Annotated in this window: 13 protein-coding genes; 7 read left to right on the top strand and 6 right to left on the bottom strand. The window is 68.6% G+C overall.

What is annotated here, in order from left to right; translation table 11 throughout:
* Window positions 1-31 precede the first annotated feature (31 nt).
* Window positions 32-1090 (top strand): enoyl-CoA hydratase/isomerase family protein, encoded by a 1059-nt coding sequence (locus tag BCM27_RS21610; protein WP_004022251.1) that lies wholly within the window; start codon window positions 32-34, stop codon window positions 1088-1090.
* A gap of 10 nt (window positions 1091-1100) precedes the next feature.
* On the opposite strand, the gene BCM27_RS21605 is transcribed toward BCM27_RS21610, so the two are convergent.
* The 4 genes from BCM27_RS21605 to benA are packed head-to-tail and all read right to left on the bottom strand — an operon-like array spanning window position 1101 to window position 8698.
* Window positions 1101-3833, bottom strand: a complete 2733-nt coding sequence (locus BCM27_RS21605; RefSeq protein ID WP_033204799.1) for a LuxR family transcriptional regulator — start codon at window positions 3831-3833, stop codon at window positions 1101-1103.
* Window positions 3834-3862: 29 nt separating this feature from the next.
* Window positions 3863-6703: a benzoate 1,2-dioxygenase electron transfer component BenC gene (gene benC, locus BCM27_RS21600; protein ID WP_004022249.1), complete on the bottom strand. Its 2841-nt coding sequence runs from the start codon at window positions 6701-6703 to the stop codon at window positions 3863-3865.
* A 46-nt stretch (window positions 6704-6749) separates the two neighbouring features.
* A complete protein-coding gene (gene benB / locus BCM27_RS21595) occupies window positions 6750-7307 on the bottom strand; it encodes a benzoate 1,2-dioxygenase small subunit (RefSeq protein WP_004022248.1) in 558 nt (185 codons plus the stop codon).
* 11 nt (window positions 7308-7318) lie between these two features.
* The gene (gene benA / locus BCM27_RS21590; RefSeq protein WP_004022247.1) at window positions 7319-8698 is read right to left on the bottom strand and encodes a benzoate 1,2-dioxygenase large subunit; all 1380 of its coding nucleotides are present in this window, start codon (window positions 8696-8698) and stop codon (window positions 7319-7321) included.
* A gap of 220 nt (window positions 8699-8918) precedes the next feature.
* On the opposite strand from benA, the gene BCM27_RS21585 reads away from it, so the two are divergent.
* From BCM27_RS21585 to catC, 4 genes are all read left to right on the top strand, one after another.
* Window positions 8919-9911, top strand: a complete 993-nt coding sequence (locus tag BCM27_RS21585) for a LysR family transcriptional regulator (RefSeq protein WP_004022246.1) — start codon at window positions 8919-8921, stop codon at window positions 9909-9911.
* A complete protein-coding gene (locus BCM27_RS21580; RefSeq protein WP_004022245.1) occupies window positions 9908-11011 on the top strand; it encodes a mandelate racemase/muconate lactonizing enzyme family protein in 1104 nt (367 codons plus the stop codon). Before BCM27_RS21585 ends, BCM27_RS21580 begins: the two co-directional genes overlap by 4 nt.
* Window positions 11012-11074: 63 nt before the next feature.
* A complete protein-coding gene (gene catA / locus BCM27_RS21575; RefSeq protein ID WP_004022244.1) occupies window positions 11075-11941 on the top strand; it encodes a catechol 1,2-dioxygenase in 867 nt (288 codons plus the stop codon).
* A complete protein-coding gene (gene catC / locus BCM27_RS21570; protein ID WP_004022243.1) occupies window positions 11941-12222 on the top strand; it encodes a muconolactone Delta-isomerase in 282 nt (93 codons plus the stop codon). Before catA ends, catC begins: the two co-directional genes overlap by 1 nt.
* A 57-nt stretch (window positions 12223-12279) precedes the next feature.
* Here the strand turns inward: catC and BCM27_RS21565 are convergent, their stop codons facing one another.
* Window positions 12280-13449: a metallophosphoesterase gene (locus BCM27_RS21565; RefSeq protein WP_033204796.1), complete on the bottom strand. Its 1170-nt coding sequence runs from the start codon at window positions 13447-13449 to the stop codon at window positions 12280-12282.
* 107 nt (window positions 13450-13556) lie between these two features.
* On the opposite strand from BCM27_RS21565, the gene BCM27_RS21560 reads away from it, so the two are divergent.
* Window positions 13557-14399, top strand: coding sequence for a sulfurtransferase (locus BCM27_RS21560; RefSeq protein ID WP_004022241.1), 843 nt, complete (start codon window positions 13557-13559; stop codon window positions 14397-14399).
* A gap of 115 nt (window positions 14400-14514) precedes the next feature.
* On the top strand, window positions 14515-16668 hold the full coding sequence (locus BCM27_RS21555) for an acyl-CoA dehydrogenase family protein (RefSeq protein WP_004022240.1): 2154 nt from the start codon (window positions 14515-14517) through the stop codon (window positions 16666-16668).
* Window positions 16669-16892: 224 nt separating this feature from the next.
* Here the strand turns inward: BCM27_RS21555 and BCM27_RS21550 are convergent, their stop codons facing one another.
* Window positions 16893-17243, bottom strand: a complete 351-nt coding sequence (locus BCM27_RS21550; protein ID WP_004022239.1) for a hypothetical protein — start codon at window positions 17241-17243, stop codon at window positions 16893-16895.
* Window positions 17244-17250: the final 7 nt, after the last annotated feature.

Raw genomic sequence — 17250 nt, 5'->3', positions numbered from 1 at the left:
CCGTCCGCACGGGCACACAGGAGGTCATGGCATGGGCAGTCGCCGTCTCTCGATCGCCGATCTGGCGGGCACACCGGCCATCGGCGGGGGCGAGCTCTTCGGTCACCACGCGGCGCTGACCGACCCGGTTGTCGTGGTCGACCTCGATGCGGACGATCGGTCGGTCACCGACATCGCCGGCGCCGCCGAACGGGCGGCGACCGCCGAGACCATCCTCGTCGGTGTTTCTCGACGGACGCCGGACCCCGCGCTGCGCCCCGTCCTCGCCGCACTCGATGTCACGTACGCGCCCGGGTGCGACGACCGGGCCGTCGTCGCCGTCGACGACGTGGATGCGGCGATCGGACGGTTCCTGGAATCGGTCGGCCGGACCCCGACCGCGGCTCTGGTGGCGGCACAGGTGCTCCGAGCCGCCGAGCCCCTCGAACCGATCCCGGCCATCGACGTCGAGTCGTTCGCGTACTCGACACTGCAGGCGGGCCCCGAGTTCGGCGCGTGGCTCACCGCGCGGCGCGCCCAGGGACGACCACTTCCGCCGATGACGGTCGACCCCGTCCTGCTCGATCGTGTCGACGACACCCTGTACATCACCCTCAGCCGGCCCGAGCGCCGTAACGCCTACGGCATGGCGGTGCGCGACGCACTGGTCGAGTCGTTGCGGGTCGCGGTCGTCGACGGCACGATCCGCCGTGTCGTCCTCGACGGCGCGGGAAGCTCCTTCTGTGCGGGCGGCGATCTCGACGAGTTCGGTCACATGCCCGACGCGACGACGGCACATCTCGTTCGCACGCGGGGCGGGGCCGGACGGATGATGGCTGCTCTGGCCGATCGCGTCGAGGTCCGGCTGCACGGGCACTGTGTGGGCGCAGGTATCGAGATTCCCGCGTTTGCGCGACGGGTCGTCGCGAGACCGGACACTCGGCTCCGACTGCCGGAGGTGTCCATGGGACTCATCCCCGGTGCCGGTGGCACCGTGAGTGTGCCCCGGCGCATCGGCCGGTGGCGGGCGCTGCATCTCTTCGTCACCGGCGAGACCATCGAGGCCTCTCGAGCGTTGTCGTGGGGCCTTGTCGACGCGATCGAGGACTGAAACCGGGAGTTCACCGGCGCGAGGCCGCCAGCTCGGCGCGGGACTTCACGCCGAGTTTCGCGTAGATCCGGGTCAGGTGGTACTGCACCGTCTTCGGTGAGATGTAGAGTTCGGCCGCCACCTCCCGGTTCGACAGGCCACGCGCGACGAGGGCGGTCACCGCCTCCTCCTGGGGCGTGAGTTCGACGGCACCCGTTGCGACGGTGTGGTTCTCGCCACGAGACGTCGCGAGACCGCCGGCCTTCAGTTCGCGTTCGCAGCGTTCGACATAGGTGGTGGCGCCCAGCGACAGATACAGATCGCGGGCAGTCCCGATGACGGCGTCCGCGGCGCGGCGCTTGCCGGCGCGTCGCAACGTCTGGCCGTAGGCGAAGTTCACCCGTGCCTGGTCGTAGCGGAGCCCGAGACCGTCGAGGAGTTCGATGCCCTCCTCGAAGGTCCGTCGTGCGCCGTGGATGTCACCGGTCGCGCCAAGGAGGCGACCACGTGCGTACTTCATCCGGGCAGCCGACGATCGGTGTCCCCGCTCGGCGGACCGGGACTCGTAGCGACACAGCAGATCGTCGGCGTCGTCGTGTCGCCCCTCGAGCACCAGTGCGTTGGCGAGGACGTCGACCCACGGCCACAAGCCCGGCTCGGAGAGCGCCGGGACGGACTCGGCCATTGCGACCAGCGGGGTGAGTACTCGTCGGACCTTGCCGTAATCCGCTGCGGCCTCGGCCAGCTGGGCCCGGGCCAGCAGGTCGGGTATCCGCATGATCTCGTAGTCGCCGATGGAGGTGCTGCTCTGTGCCACACTCCGGTGGGCGTCCTCCCAGTCGCCGCGCAGCGAATGGATCTGGCTCGCAGTCCAGTTGAGGAGGGGAGTGGTCAACGCGATGCCACTGCTGCGGGCCAGAGCGCGACCGGCCTCGACGCCACGCAGGGCGCCATCCCAGTCGCCGGTGAGGAACTGGACGCGGGCGAGCCAGGCCAGTGCCCACAGGGTGATCCGGGTGGACCCGCCGAGCTGTGCCATCGACACGGCGGTCTCGAGATCGCTGCGGGCGGCGTCGATCTCGTCGAGACCGAGGCGCAGCCAGCCGCGTCCCATGATCGCGCGCTGCGCCTGCGCTCCGTAGCGGACGCGCTCCGAGACCGTCTCGTACTCGGCGCGTGCGGCATCCGGGTGTCCCGACCACGCCAGTCCCAGCCCGCGGATGACGGCGGCCTCCACTCGGGCGGCCGACCCGGCGTCGGCCATCGCGTTCGCGCGATCGGCCCAGTCGACCAGTTCGGTGCCCTGGCATCGGACCAGATTGTGCAGGACGTGACGCTGCGCGATCAGGGCGGCGACATCGGGTTCGCGCTCGACGTTGACGATCGCCCACGCCCGGTCGAGACGCAGCTGTGCCTCCGCCGACCGGCCCCGCAGGATGGCGAGGTACGCCAGGGTCGCGTTGCGCAGGGGTGTCTCGCGCAGGCTCTCCACGGTCGGGACCAGGGCGCCGGCGCCTGTGCAATCTCCCGCGGCGAGTAGCGAATCGACCGCGAGCGTCATCCTGGTGTCGCGCCGCAGCGGGTCGGGGGTGAGTCGGCCCGCCTGCCGGTACAGCCCGGCGGCCTCGGCCCACGCGCCGTCGGCGCCGCGGGCCCGTGCGAGAGCGGCGAGGTCGTCGGCGAGGGTGGCGTCGACGGTCGAGGTGGCCGCGACGCGGTGATGGAGTTGCCGGGCGGGGTCGTCGACCGTGTCCGCGGCCCGGCGGTGGGCCTCGCCCACTGCTTTCGTGCCGAGGACCTCGAGGACGGCGGCTCGGACCAGCGGGCCGGCCAGGCGCGGTTGCGCCTCTGCGGGTGTCAGCGCTCGGTCGACCGTCACCAGTCCGGTCGCCTGCGCGTCGTCGATGGCGCCGAGCGGGTCCGTGATCCCGGCGAGGGCGATCGCGGTGGCCAGGGGTTCGGCAGGGTCGAGGATGGCGAGCGCCTCGATCAGCGATCGGGCGGGCGTGCCGTTGTCCGGCAATCGGTCTCGGACCGCGACGACGACGTGGGACGGTGCAGGCAGCGCCACGCCGGTGCGGGACCAGGTGAGCGCCGGGACCTCGTCGAGCAGGGCCACGATGTCGCGTGGATTACCGCCGGTGTGCCGGGCCAGTTCCGTCTGCATCGACGGGTGCAGCACGATGCCACGCTGCGCGGCGATGTCCGCCGTGCCCTGTGTGTCCAGGCCGTCGAGCCGCAACTCCTCGAGCGCACTGCCGATGAGCCGGGCGCCCGGACGAGACATGGTGACGATGACCAGGATTCGACGATCCCGGTGCTCACGCGTCAGCGAGACCAGCGTCTGCAGGGACTCCTCGTCGGCGAGGTCGGCATCGTCGATGGCGATGAGTGCGGCCATGTCACTCGTCATCTCGCTCGATGGCTCCGCGGGAGCCGCGACCGCTGCGAGCAGTCCGTCGAGCAGGTCGTCCGGGGACGGGACGGTATCGGTCGCAGGTGTGACGTCGGACCGGTCCTGTACCAGCTGCCGGATGAGCGCGCCGGGCGTGTGCGCTCGCCATGGTGACACCGCGGCCCACAACGTGGGACCGGTTGTCGGAGCGGACAATCGCCGCCGGACCAGGTGCCTCAGCAGTGTCGACTTGCCGATGCCGGGATCTCCCGTGACGGCCAGCACACCTGCCTCCGACACGGCATCGAGCCGCGAGGACAGCAACTCGATCTCGCGGTCGCGGCCGACACACCCGCCGGTGACCATCATCGGTCCATACTAGGGGCTCGCCGGGCGGCTCAACCCTGGTCACCGCCGGCGACAGGGAGCACGGTCCCGGTGATGTAGGACGCCTCGTCCGAGGCGAGGAAACAGAGGGCTGCCGCCTGCTCGTCGAGCGTGCCGTACCGGTGCATCGTCGACGACGACAGGGTCTGGTCGATGTGCGCCTGGTACCACTGTGTTTCGGTGACGCTGCGCGGTTCCGGGGTGCCGCGTGAGATGCGACGCGGTGGTGCCTCGGTTCCGCCCGGTGCCGTGGCCACAACCCTGATGCCGTGGTCGGCGTACTCGAGCGCCAGCGACGCGGTCAGCGCGTTGACCGCACCCTTGGCCGCGGAGTAGGGAATTCGATGAACTCCCCGGGTGGCGGCGGACGAGACGTTGACTATCACGCCGCGTCCTGACCGCACCATCGACGGCAGCGCCGCGCGGCAGGTGAACAGCGTGGTCATCAGTGACCGGTCGATCTCGGCGCGGATCTGTTCGTCGGTGAACTCGGTGAACGGTTTGAAGTTGATCGCGCCGCCCACATTGTTGATGAGGACGTCGACGCGACCGAAGGTGTCTACGGCGCGCCGGACGACGGCCTCGGCTCCGGCGAAGGTCTCGAGATCGGCGACGGCCGACACCGCCCCGGAGCCCGTGTCGGCGAGATCGCGAGCGACCTCGTCGACGAGGTCGGAACGATCGGCGAGCACGACCCGCCCGCCTTCGGCGCTGATCCGTCGCGCGGTCTGCTCCCCGATGCCCTGCGCGGCACCGGTGATCACCACGACCTTGCCCGCGAACCGACCCGGCGTGACGAAACGCGGACGCGGCGAGCCGATCTCGTCGGACATCGCTCGTCGCATGGTCTGCTTCGAGCGGTCGGCGTGGGCGACGATCAGCCCGCGCGCAGCGTCGTGATCGCCGGATTCGAACGCGGTCACGATGTCGAGGTGGTCCTGGGCGCAACGGGGATGGCACCACGTCGCGTTCCGCAACACCTCGCTCATCCGGCCCTTCACACCGAGAGCTTTGTAGGCCTCGAGTAGGTGGTCGTTGCCGGTGAGGGTGAACAGATAGTCGTGGAACGCGGCGTTGGTCTCGGTGTACTCGGCGGAATCCACGAACCGGTCACCGTCGACGTAGGGCGCCGTGGCGTCGGCGAGCAGTCGGTAGCCGACGAGTTGCTGGGTGGACAACCGGCCGAAAGTCAGTTCCAGTGCGCCCAATTCGAGGGCGGCCCGCGCCTCGAAGAGTGCGTCGGACTCCGAGATCCCCGGATGCTCCTCGCCGATCTGATATCCGTGTGATCCGACGACGGTCGACGCGGGCGGCGCTTCGTTGTCGGGACTCACCGGCGGGTTGGTGGTCGCCTCGATGGACTCGTAAAGCTGGGTGATGTCCGTCGCGGCGAACATCTCCTGCCCGGCTATCGACCGGGCCGCTCCACCCGGTTGCGCGGCGGTGGCCTGCAACCAATCCGTCGCCGAGTCGAGTGCAGTGGCGCCAGAACCGCTGCGCCAGACGGGTTGACCACCGATACAGGTGCGGGTGTCCTCGGTTGCGACCGGGCGGGGGCCAGACCACGCGTCGAGGTCCGAGGACGGGAGCGTCTCTTGTCCCGCGATGGCCCGTGCGTCCGGTGCGAGTAGAAGGGTATCCACGAAACCCGAGGCGTCAGCATCGTGCGACAGAGCGGCTTCCGGCGCGGCGACCTCGGACACCTCGTCGCGAACGACCTCCGTGTTGATCTCGCTGCCGGCGTCTGAGCCGGCCTCGGTATCCGGAGCCGTGTGCGCGGCGAGTGCGAACTTCTCGTAGTAGAAGCCGGTCGGCTCGATACCCGCCTGCGCGACGTGCTGTCGTACCGCCTCCACCATCGGAGGAGGCCCGCACAGGTAGATCGCCACGTCGCCGTCATTGAGGTGGGCCGGTTCGATCAGACTCATCACGTAACCCTTGTTGGGTGCCGAGCTCGCGGGATCGGAGACGCAGTGTTCCCATGTGAATCCAGGCAGTTTGCCGACGAACCAGTCGATCTCGTCGACTGCCACCAGGTCGGTATCTGTCGACACTCCATAGATGAGGTGGACCTTGCGCCGGCTGTTGTCCGAGTGCATCTTCCGGAGCATGGACAGGATGGGGGCGAGGCCGGTTCCGCCGGCCAGCAACAACACCGGCCGGTCCGCCTCGCGGAGGAAGAAGGAGCCGTGCGGCCCGGTGAAGGCGATCGGCTCGCCCCGTGTGGCACGTTGGGTGAGATAGGTCGACATGGCACCGCCGGGCGTCAGTTTGATCAGGAAGATCAGCCGATCCTCGTGCGGTCCGTTGGCGAACGAGTAGGACCGGGTGACCGGGTTGCCCTGCTCGTCGTCGGTACCGGGGATCTCGATGTTGACGTACTGTCCCGGCAGGAACGCCAGCCGGCCGCGGTTCTCGATCCGGATGCCCAGCCGGAAGGTCGATTCCGACAGTCGGTCGAGTTCGGCGACGGTCCCGGTGAATCTGGCCGCCTGTGTTTTGGCGATGTCCGACGTCGCCGGGATCTGCAGTACCAGATCGGATCGGGGCTTCATGCAGCAGGGCAGCGCGTAGCCCTGTGCCGACTCGTCGTCGGTGAGCGCATCCTCGATGTATGTACCGCCGTCGTAGTCCCCGGACTCGCACAACGACTTACACGTGCCGCATGCGCCGTCGCGACAGTCGAGTGGGATGTTGATGCGCTGGCGGTACGATGCGTCGGCGACGGTCTGATCCTCCCGGCACGTGATGAATCGGGTGACCCCGTCCTCGAAGGAGAGCGCCACCTGGTGGGTGGCCGTGTCGGCGTCGCCGGTGCCGCTGCGGACACCCGCCTCGGTGGTGACAGTCATGGGTCGGTCCTCGCTCAGATAGGGATCGGTGATCGATTGTGTTGGATCAGAAGTGGTACACGTCGACGACGTGATGGATGTAGTCGTTCTTCAACACGACCGTCTTGCGCCGGATCAGTGGCTGCTCGCCGGAGAAGTCGATCGTGTAGAACGAGGTCCCGTAGTACGGGTCGACCGTGTTGTACCGGAAATACATCGTGTGCCAATTGAATCGGACGTCGACGAGGTCGCCGCGGCGGTCGATGACCTCCACGTTGGTGATGTTGTGACTCGTCCGCGGCTCGGGCAGTGACGTCGCCGAGGACCGCTCGGTACGGATCCGGAACACCCTGTCCTCGAGGCCACCCTTGTTGCCGTAGTAGATGAGTGAGATCTCACGGTGCGGGTCCTCGGTGAGACGGTCCCGGTCGTCCCACGACGGCATCCAGTAGACGACGTCGTCGGCGTAGCAGTCGAGCCACTTCTCGAACTCGCGATCGTCGAGGTGGCGCGCCTCGCGGTAGAGGAACTGCTCGATCATGTTCTGGGTGATGAGTTTTCCGGGCGCTTCGGCGTTGCTTCCGGTGGATATCGGTGCAGTGGAATCGGTGCGGATGTTCGTCATGGCCGTCCCTTTCAGTGCTTCGCGGCGGCGTGTTCTTCGGCGGCTGCGGCAGCACGCATGGTCTCGAGCCAGTAGCCGTGCTGGACGGGGTAGAGGCCTTCGTCCTCGTTCTTGACGCCGGCCGAGATGACACCGGACATGCCCAGCGATTCGGCGACGGCGTCTGGTCCGGTCAACCAGTGCTCGGCACCGCGGCTCATGTCGTTCCACGGGGCGGCCTGGGCCCGGAACGTGAGCTGGCACGAGCGGAACTCCTCGAGGTCGTCGGGCGTGGCCATGCCGGAGGCGTTGAAGAAGTCCTCGTACTGGCGGATGCGGTGCACCCGTGCGGAGTCGCTCTCCCCCTTGGGGGCGATGCAGTAGATGGTGACCTCGGTCTTGTCCGGGGAGATCGGGCGGAAGTGGCGGATCTGCGTCGAGAACTGGTCCATCAGATAGACGTTCGGGTACAGGCACAGGTTGCGCGAACCCTTCACCATGAACTCGCCCTTGGCGTCGCCGTGTATCTCCTTGAGCTGCCCCAGCGAATCCCACAGCGGACGGTCCTGCGGGTTGGCCGCCCAGGTCCACAGACACAGGTGACCGTTGGGGTAGGACCAGTAGCCGCCGCCGGACTTCCCCCAGCCGCCGGCGTCGAGTGCCTTGGTGTCGTTCTTCGACTCGCCGGTGCCGCGTCGAGATGTGGTGGCCGCGTAATTCCAGTGGGTGGCGGTGACGTGGTAGCCGTCAGCGCCGTTCTCCGCCTGCACCTTCCAGTTCCCGTCGAAGGTGTAGGTGGATGCGCCGCGCAGGACCTCGAGTCCCTCGGGGGACTGGTCGACGAGCATGTCGATGACGACGCGTGTGTCGCCGAGATGGTCGCCGAGCGAACTGACGTCGTCGTTCAGGCTGCCGAACAGGAAGCCGCGGTAGCTGTCGAAGCGGGCGACCTTGGTCATGTTGTGCGAACCGTCGACGTCGAAGCTGTCCGGGTACCCGGCGCCGTCCGGATCCTTGACCTTGAGCAGCGTGCCGTCGTTCCGGAAGGTCCACCCGTGGAACGGACAGGTGAGGGTCATCCGGTTGTCGGTCTTGCGCCGGCAGATCATCGCGCCGCGGTGCGCGCAGGCGTTGATCAGGCAGTGCAGTTCGCCGCTCCTGTCGCGGGTGATGACCACGGGCTGCCGGCCGATGTAGGTGGTGAAGTAGTCGCCGGGCTCGGGGACCTGACTCTCGTGTGCGAGGTAGATCCAGTTGCCCTCGAAGATGTGCTTCATCTCCAGCTCGAAGATGTCCTCATCGGTGAAGATCCGCCGGTTGGCGCGGTAGACACCGGCGTCACGGTCGTCGACGACCGCGTCGCCGAGGACCGAGTTCACATGGTTCAGGTGTTCCGATACTGACGCGGTCATGGTCGTATACCTCCAGAAAGTGGGCTGCTCTCTGCACTGTGGCAGCACGTGGTGGCGATCACACCGGGGTTATTGCCAGTCCTGGCCCAGTAGTCGATTGATCGATCTGATTCATCAATCGACGCAATTTGTGTCTTTGTCATGTATGGATCGACGCTCTACCGTGAGACGTGTCCGCGGTCACAGCCGCGGTGTCGATCGGTACGAGACGAGGCAGGTCATGGAGCTACGGCACTTGCGGTACTTCGCCGCCGTCGCCGACACCTGCCATTTCGGACAGGCGGCGGAGTCGTTGCACGTGGCGCAACCCGCGCTGTCCTACGCCATTCGCCAGCTCGAGGCCGAGCTCGACGTCACGCTGTTCACGCGGACCACCCGCCAGGTGTCGCTCACCCCGGCCGGGCAATACCTTCGGGTCCAGGCCGAACGAATTCTCGCGGGCGTGGACGAGGCCGTGGACGGCGTGCGTCGGATCGCCGCCGGCCGCAGCGGCGTCGTCCGGGTCGGCATCACCGGCATCGCCGCCTTCTCGCACCTCCCGCGCATCGCTCGGGTGGTCAAACGGGAGTTGCCTGACGTGGATCTCCGCATCCAGTCCGACATGCTCACACCGGGCCAGTGTGACGCCCTGCGTGCCGGTGTCCTCGACCTCGGGGTGCTCCGCCCGCCGGCGATCGGCGAGGACATCGAGACGAGGGTCATCGACGTCGAGCCGATGGTGCTCGCGGTCTCGGTCGATCACCGTCTGGCCGTCGAGCCGGTGGTCTCGGTCGCCGACCTCCGCAACGAACCGTTCGTGCTCTACGACAGCCGGGACTCGGCGGTCAACGATGCCGCGATGCGGACTTGTCGCGCAGCCGGATTCGTCCCGCATCGGGCGCACCAGGCGCCGGGCACCGCGGTGCTGCTGGCCCTCGTCGCCGCGGGGCTGGGGGTCTCCCTGCTCCCGGCTTCGGTGCGTTCGCTCCCGCTCGACGGGCTGGTGGTGCGCGACCTCGCCGACGCCGACACCGTCGAGGTCGCACTCGCCCGGAGATCGGGATCCGGCGACCCGGTCGTCGCCGCGGTCGCCGACGTCATCGCCGCAGCCTTCGCCCCGGATGACGCCATCGACACCGATCCGGCCTTCGTCACCGCAGCCGGCGGCGATCGGGTCGCCGACCATCGTTCCCTGAGTGCCCGGACAGGTGCTCGATCTGGAGAGAAATCGTGAAAATCACCGCTGTGGAGGCGATCCCGTTCGCCATCCCGTATGTGAAGCCGTTGAGGTTCGCCTCCGGCGAGGTGCACGCCGCCACCCACGTGCTGGTACGGGTGCACACCGACGCAGGCGCGGTCGGCGTCGCCGAGGCGCCGCCCCGTCCGTTCACCTACGGCGAGACCCAGGACGGCATCATCGCCGTGATCGAGGGCATCTTCGCGCCCGCGGTCGTCGGCCTCACCCTGCTGGAACGCGAGGTGGTCGCCGCCCGGATGGCCCGGACGGTCGGCAACCCCGCTGCGAAATCCGCTGTGGACATGGCGATCTGGGATGCACTCGGCAAGGTCCTCGGGCTTCCGGTGGGTGACATGCTCGGCGGGTACACCGATCGGTTGCGGGTCAGTCACATGCTCGGTTTCGCGGAGCCTGCCGCGATGGTCGCCGAAGCCGAGAAGATGGTGGACACCTACGGGATCCGCACGTTCAAGGTGAAGGTCGGACGTCATCCCGCCTCCCTCGACACCGCGGTCGTCCGCGCGCTGCGCGAGCGGTTCGGCGGCGACGTCGAACTGTACGTCGACGGCAACCGGGGTTGGACGGCGGCCGAGTCGGCGCGCGCCATGCGGGAGATGGCCGACCTCGATCTGCTGTTCGCCGAAGAGTTGTGCGACGCAGCGGATGTCCTCGGCCGACGCTGGCTCGTCGAACAGCTGGCGGTACCGTTCATCGCCGACGAATCGGTGCCCACGCCGGCCGACGTCACCCGCGAGGTCCTCGGCCGATCGGCGACCGCCATCAGCATCAAGACCGCGCGTTCGGGTTTCACCACCTCGCGGCGTACGCACCATCTCGCGGAGGGTCTCGGCGTCCCGGTCGTCATGGGCAACCAGATCGACGGCCAGATCGGGACCGCCTGCACTCTCGCCTTCGGCAGCGCCTTCGAGCTGACCTCGCGTTACGCGGGTGAGCTGTCGAACTTCCTCGACATGAGCGACGACCTGCTGACCGAGCCGCTGCAGATCCGCGACGGCCACCTGCACCGGTCGACCGCGCCGGGCATCGGCTTCGAGGTCGACCCGGAGAAGCTCGAGAAGTACCGCACCGACAACTGAAAGCACGACCCCACAACACGTCTCGTGGCAGCCCCACGAACTCGGAGCAACAAGGAGAAGGACATGACCACCACCGAGCATCCCCAGGAAGTCGCCACCGCCGCCGCGTCCGGCGCCTCCGCGACCGAACGGTTCCATGCGGACAAGTCGCCGTTCGAGGCCGTCAAGGACACCCCGCCCGAGCGTGTGTCGATGTTGATCAACGACGTCCTCGCGGGCGTGCACGAGACCATTCGCAAGCACAAGGTCACCTACGACGAGTACAACGCGCTCAAGGCGTGGCTCATCAACGTCGGCGAGGACGGCGAGTGGCCGCTGTTCCTCGACGTGTGGGTCGAGCACGTCGTCGAAGACGTTGCGACCGAACACCGCCAGGGCAACAAGGGCAGCATCGAAGGCCCGTACTACGTTCCGGACGCTCCGGAGCTCGGCGCCAAGGGCACGGTTCCGATGCGCGACGACGAGCCCGGTGATCCGCTGGTGTGGACCGGTCAGGTTCGCTCCTGTGACGGCTCCGCGCTCGCCGGTGCCACGGTCGAGCTCTGGCACGCCGACGACGACGGCTACTACTCGCAGTTCGCCCCCGGCATCCCGGAGTGGAACCTGCGCGGCACCTTCACCGTCGATGACGACGGCCGGTTCGAGATCACCACCATCCGACCCGCGCCGTACATGATCCCGACCGACGGCTCGTGCGGCAAGATGATCTCGGCTGCCGGCTGGCATCCGTGGCGTCCCGCGCACCTGCACCTCAAGGTGTCGGCGCCCGGCCACGAGCAGCTCACCGCGCAGCTGTACTTCCCGGGCGACCCGCACAACGACGACGACGTCGCGAGCGCGGTCAAGCCCGAGCTGGTGCTGGACCCGAAGGACGACGGCCAGGGCGGCTTCACCATCTCCTACGACTTCGTGCTGGACCCGGCGAAGTAATGCTGTTCCACGTGCGGATGGACGTCGCCATCCCCGACGACCTCGATCCCGAGGTACGTGCGGAAACCGTCGCGCGGGAGAAGGCGTACTCCCAGGATCTACAGCGTGCAGGGAAGTGGCCGCACATCTGGCGGATCGTCGGCGAGTACTCCAACTACTCGATATTCGACGTCGAGTCGAACGACGAACTGCACACCCTGCTCTCGGGTCTGCCGTTGTTCCCGTACATGCAGATCAAGGTCACCCCGCTGGCAACCCATCCATCGGACATCAACGGCTGACGGTCCGTTCCCGCTCATCGAAGAAGGTGATCGGGAACGGATTTCGTGCGCGAAACCTCAGGGCGCAGCGGGCGCCGATCGCAGCGTGAGGATCGTGATCTCGGGCGGCGTCAGGACGCGGACCGGCGGGCCCCACGCGCCGGCGCCACGGGTCGTGTAGATGACGGTGTCGCCGATCTGGTCGAGCCCGGTGATCGTCGGCTGCTGGGCGCGCACCAGATAGCGGATGGGCCAGAGCTGGCCACCGTGCGTGTGCCCCGACAGCTGCAGGTCGACGCCGAGATCGGAGGCCTCCACCGCCTGCTTGGGCTGGTGGGCGAGAAGGAGGGTGAAGTCGTCGGGGGACGATCCGGCCAGGGCCGCCGGCAGGTCCGGCTCATATGGTTCCGGGGCGGTGGCGTCGTAGATACCGGCGAGTGTGATGGTCGCGCCGTCGACCTCGATGGGGACCCGCGAGTTGCGCAGCGTGCGCACGCCGAGTTCCTCCCAGACGTCGAGCCACCGGCCGCCGTCGTCGGCGTAGTACTCGTGGTTGCCGCTGACGCCGAACACACCGAGCGGTGCCTGCAGGTCTGCAAGGGGTTCCAGCGTGTCGCGAACGTTCGGGATCGTGCCATCGGTCAGGTCGCCGACGAGGACGACGAGATCGGGCTTTTGCTCGTTGACCTCGTCGACGACGCGCTGGGTGAACGACGCGTCGCGGGCCGGACCGACGTGGAGGTCGGAGATCACCGCGATGCGCGTTCCGTCGAACTGCTGGGGCAGGCTCGCGAATGTGGCGTCGACGTCGACGACCTGGGGGCGAGACGCTTCGTACACGCCGTAGCCGGTGACTCCGAGCGCGACGACCACGACCGCGGCGGTTGCGAACCGGAGCTTGCTGACCCGACGCGCGGCGAGGGCCGGGGTGTCCTGCACGCCGGAACGGCGACGCCGGATCGAGCGGATGACGTGCGCGGCGAACGAGACGAGACCCACCACCGCGAGGCCCAGGAACAGGTAGAAAACGGCGGCGAGCCAGATCAGCCCGATGGTGCCGATCGGTCGCGCCCACGACGGGTCGAGCACGCGTCCGGTGGCGAAGCCGATGAGGGCGAGCGCCCACAGGACGACAAGCGCGACGTCGGCGATGATCGACCAGGGACGTGGCATCGCAGTCGCTCGCACGATGCGCCGGTGCAGCCAGAACGTGATGAGTCCGAAGACGACGGCAGGAAACAACGCCACGGATGGACTCCTGAGGGTGTTGACGACAGGGCGGCGGATGGCCAGCGCCCGGGCATGGGCGGATTGCTCCAATTCTGCCATCGGTGTGCGTTGGTACCCTCGCCGCCATGGCTGAGGTCCTCATCGCCCCGCTCGAACTGGCCGAGATGCTCCTGTCCACTCCACCGGTCCTGTTGGACGTGCGCTGGCAGTTGGGCGACTTCGACGGCCGGGGTGCCTACCGCGAGGGGCACATCCCCGGCGCGGTCTACGTCGACCTCGACTCCGAACTGGCCGCCCCGCCCTCCGGGCCGGTCGGGGGTAGGCACCCGCTGCCTGCCGTTGCCGATCTCCAGGAGGCGGCCCGGCGATGGGGGATCGACGACGGCGTCCCGGTGGTGGTCTACGACGACTCCGGCAATCTTGCCGCCGCCCGGGCCTGGTGGCTGCTGCGCTGGGCGGGAGTCGCCGACGTGCGACTCCTCGACGGTGGTCTCGCGGCGTGGCGCGCCGAAGGTCTGCGGACGACGACGGGAGACGGCGGTCGCCCGCGGGCCGGTCGGGTGACGCTCACCGCCGGACACCTGCCGGTCGCGACCATCGACGATGTGGCGGCCGGACCGGACCACCTGCTCGACGCCCGGGCCGCCGAACGCTACCGGGGCGATGTCGAACCGGTCGATCCGCGTGCGGGTCACATTCCCGGGGCGATCAACGCCCCGACCGCGGACAACGTCGACACGTCCGGCCGATTTCATCCGGCCGACGAGCTACGGCGGCGGTTCGCGGGTGTCGGCATCGACGCGGAGGCCGGAACCGGGGTGGTGGTGTACTGCGGTTCCGGGATCAACGCGGCGCACCAGATCGCGGCCCTCGCCGTCGCCGGCATCGACGCGTCCTTGTTCCCGGGGTCGTTCTCGCAGTGGTCGTCGGACCCGGAGCGGCCGGTCGCCGAGGGCGACCGGCCCTGAGGACGTTCATCGCAACCGGCTCTGATGGGACGAACTCGGACGTTTTGTCCCAAGGCGGCCCGCCGCGGGCCGGGTAGATGGTGTGATCGGGTGACCGACGATCCCGGGAGTCGCCATGAGTATTGCCCTGACCGAAGACCACGTCGAACTCGCCTCGGTGGTACGCGAATTCGCCGTCGACCGCAAGGTGCGAGCGCAGGCGCGAGATCGTCTCGACGCGTCGGAGGAGGCCAGGCCCACCTTCTGGCAGGAGATCGCCGACCTCGGGTGGTTGGGCCTGCACGTCGCCGAGGAGTACGGCGGGTCCGGCTTCGGTGTGGCCGAGTTGGTCGTGGTGACAGAGGAATTGGGTCGCGCTGTGGCACCCGGGCCGTTCCTGCCCACCGTGCTCGCCTCTGCGATCCTGGCCCGTGCCGACGACGAGGCGCGTGCCCGCTGGTTGCGGTCACTCGTCGACGGCACGATCACCGCGGGTCTCGGACTCGCCCCGGGGCTGACCGAGTCCGACGGCAAGTCGTCCGGTGTCGTCGACGCGGTGCTCGGCGCACCGCTCGCCGACCTTCTGGTGCTGATCACCGATGACGACGTACTGGTGATCGAATCGACGGCGGCCGGCGTCGACGTGGGTGCGCAGGCCGACCTCGATCCGACCCGGCGCTCGGCCAGGGTGTCGTTGACCGATGCCGCCGTCGTCCGTCTGCCGAGACTCGCCGCCACCGCCCTGGCCCTCACGCGGACGCTGGTCGCCGCCGAAGCGGTGGGCGGGGCACGCGATGCACTGGACACCGCGGTCGCCTACGCGAAGGTCCGCGAACAATTCGGTCGGACCATCGGGTCGTTCCAGGCCGTCAAACACCACTGCGCGAACATGCTCGTCGGCGCGGAGGCCGCCACGGCGGTCGTGTGGGACGCCGCGCGGGCAGCCGACGAGGACGCCGACGCCCTCGGACTGGTGGCGGCGTCGGCCGCGGCGCTTGCGTTGCCCACGTACACGCGGAATGCGGAACTGAACATCCAGGTGCACGGCGGCATCGGCTTCACCTGGGAGCACGACGCGCACCTGCACCTGCGTCGGGCCACCGTGCTGCAGGCCTTCTTCGGAGGGCAGCGGCCGGCGCACGATGTGTATGCCTTCTCCGCGGCCGGCATCACCCGTGCCAACAGCCTCGACCTCCCGCCGGAGGCCGAGGAACTGCGGACGCGCGTGCGCGCCGACATCGCCGAGATCGCAGCGGCCGACGAGTCCGAGCAGCGCGAGAAGCTGATCGACACCGGGTACGTGATGCCGCACTGGCCCACGCCGTGGGGACGCGCCGCGGACTCGGTCGAACAGCTCGTCATCGACGAAGAGATGGCGGCGGCGGGGGTGAAGCGGCCCGACTACAGCATCACCGGGTGGGTCATCCTCACCCTCATCCAACAGGGCACGCAGGACCAGATCGACCGTCTCGTACGGCCGGCGCTGCTCGGTGACGAGGTGTGGTGTCAGTTGTTCTCCGAGCCGGGCGCGGGGTCGGACGCGGCGGCGGTCACCACGAGGGCCACACGCGTCGACGGTGGCTGGCGTATCAATGGCCAGAAGGTGTGGACCAGCGGCGCGCACCTGTGTCGCCGCGGCCTGGCGACGGTCCGGACCGACCCGGAAGCTCCCAAACACAAGGGCATCACCGCGGTGCTGATCGACATGGAGGCGCCCGGGGTCGAGGTGCGGCCGCTGCGTCAGATCACCGGCGGATCGGAGTTCAACGAAGTGTTCTTCACCGACGTCTTCGTCCCCGACGCCGACGTGGTGGGCACCCCGAACGATGGCTGGGCCGTGGCCCGCGCGACCCTCGGCAACGAGCGGGTCAGCATCGGCGGCGGAGCACCGGGCAGCGATGGCGCGGTGCAGCAGATGGTGGCGCTCGTCCAGGGCTACGGGGACCGGGTCGAGGGGGCGGCGACGAAGGTCGGGGAGTTCCTCGCTGTCGAGGATGCGCTGCGACTGCTGAATCTGCGTCGCGCCGCCAGGTCCGTCGTCGGCGCGGCCCCCGGACCCGAGGGCAACGTCACGAAACTGCTGCTCGCCGAACACCTCAGCGATCGTGCCCATCTCGCGGCGGAACTGCTCGGACCCGATGTCGCGTTCTCGGCCGGCCCCGGCAAGCTGGCCGGCCTGCTGATACTCGGGGCCCGCGGGATGTCGATCGCGGGCGGGACGTCGGAGATCACCCGCAACCAGATCGCCGAGCGCATCCTCGGGTTGCCGCGCGACCCGCTCATCCGCTGAGACGCCGTCCCCTCTGCTCCCTGATCCGAAAGAACCGCAAACTAAAGGTCCCAGCCCCTTGCTCCCTGAGGTGCGAGGAGCGATAGCGACGAGCCTCGAAGGGCCTGGCGACACATCTCACCAAGACCCTTCGTGACGGCCTCCGCAAGCTCCGGCCTCCCAGGGAGCAGTAAGACGGCCTCCGCAAGCTCCAGGCGCTCCTCAGGGAGCAAGGGGGCAACAGGTCACTCGGGTTGGGGACCAGTGGTTTTGTCGCTCCTTCGTCGCCCGGGCGGCCGGTCACCGGCCGGGCGTAGTGCCCACGACGGCACCCAGTGTGTGACCTTCTCCTGCCGGTCCTTGGAGGTGATGGTGTAGGTGACCTTGCCGTACCAGGCGCCCCACTCGTCCCGCCCCCATTCGGTGAGGACCCCGAGGTGCACGGACCGGATCTGTAACCCGTCGGGGTGGTACTCGCCGCTGAAGTGCGGTGCGGTGGGATACAGCGCGCCGAGGTCGATGAGCACGGCTTTGTGGCCGACCCGCACGAAGGCGGGCCGGTGTGGTTGGCCGTTGTCCCCGCCAATCCACTGCATGCCCACC

It is taken from the genome of Gordonia terrae (assembly GCF_001698225.1).
Taxonomy (GTDB): Bacteria; Actinomycetota; Actinomycetes; order Mycobacteriales; family Mycobacteriaceae; genus Gordonia; species Gordonia terrae.
Note: the sequence above shows the minus strand (reverse complement) of the source record. Positions and strands in the feature narration are given on the sequence as shown.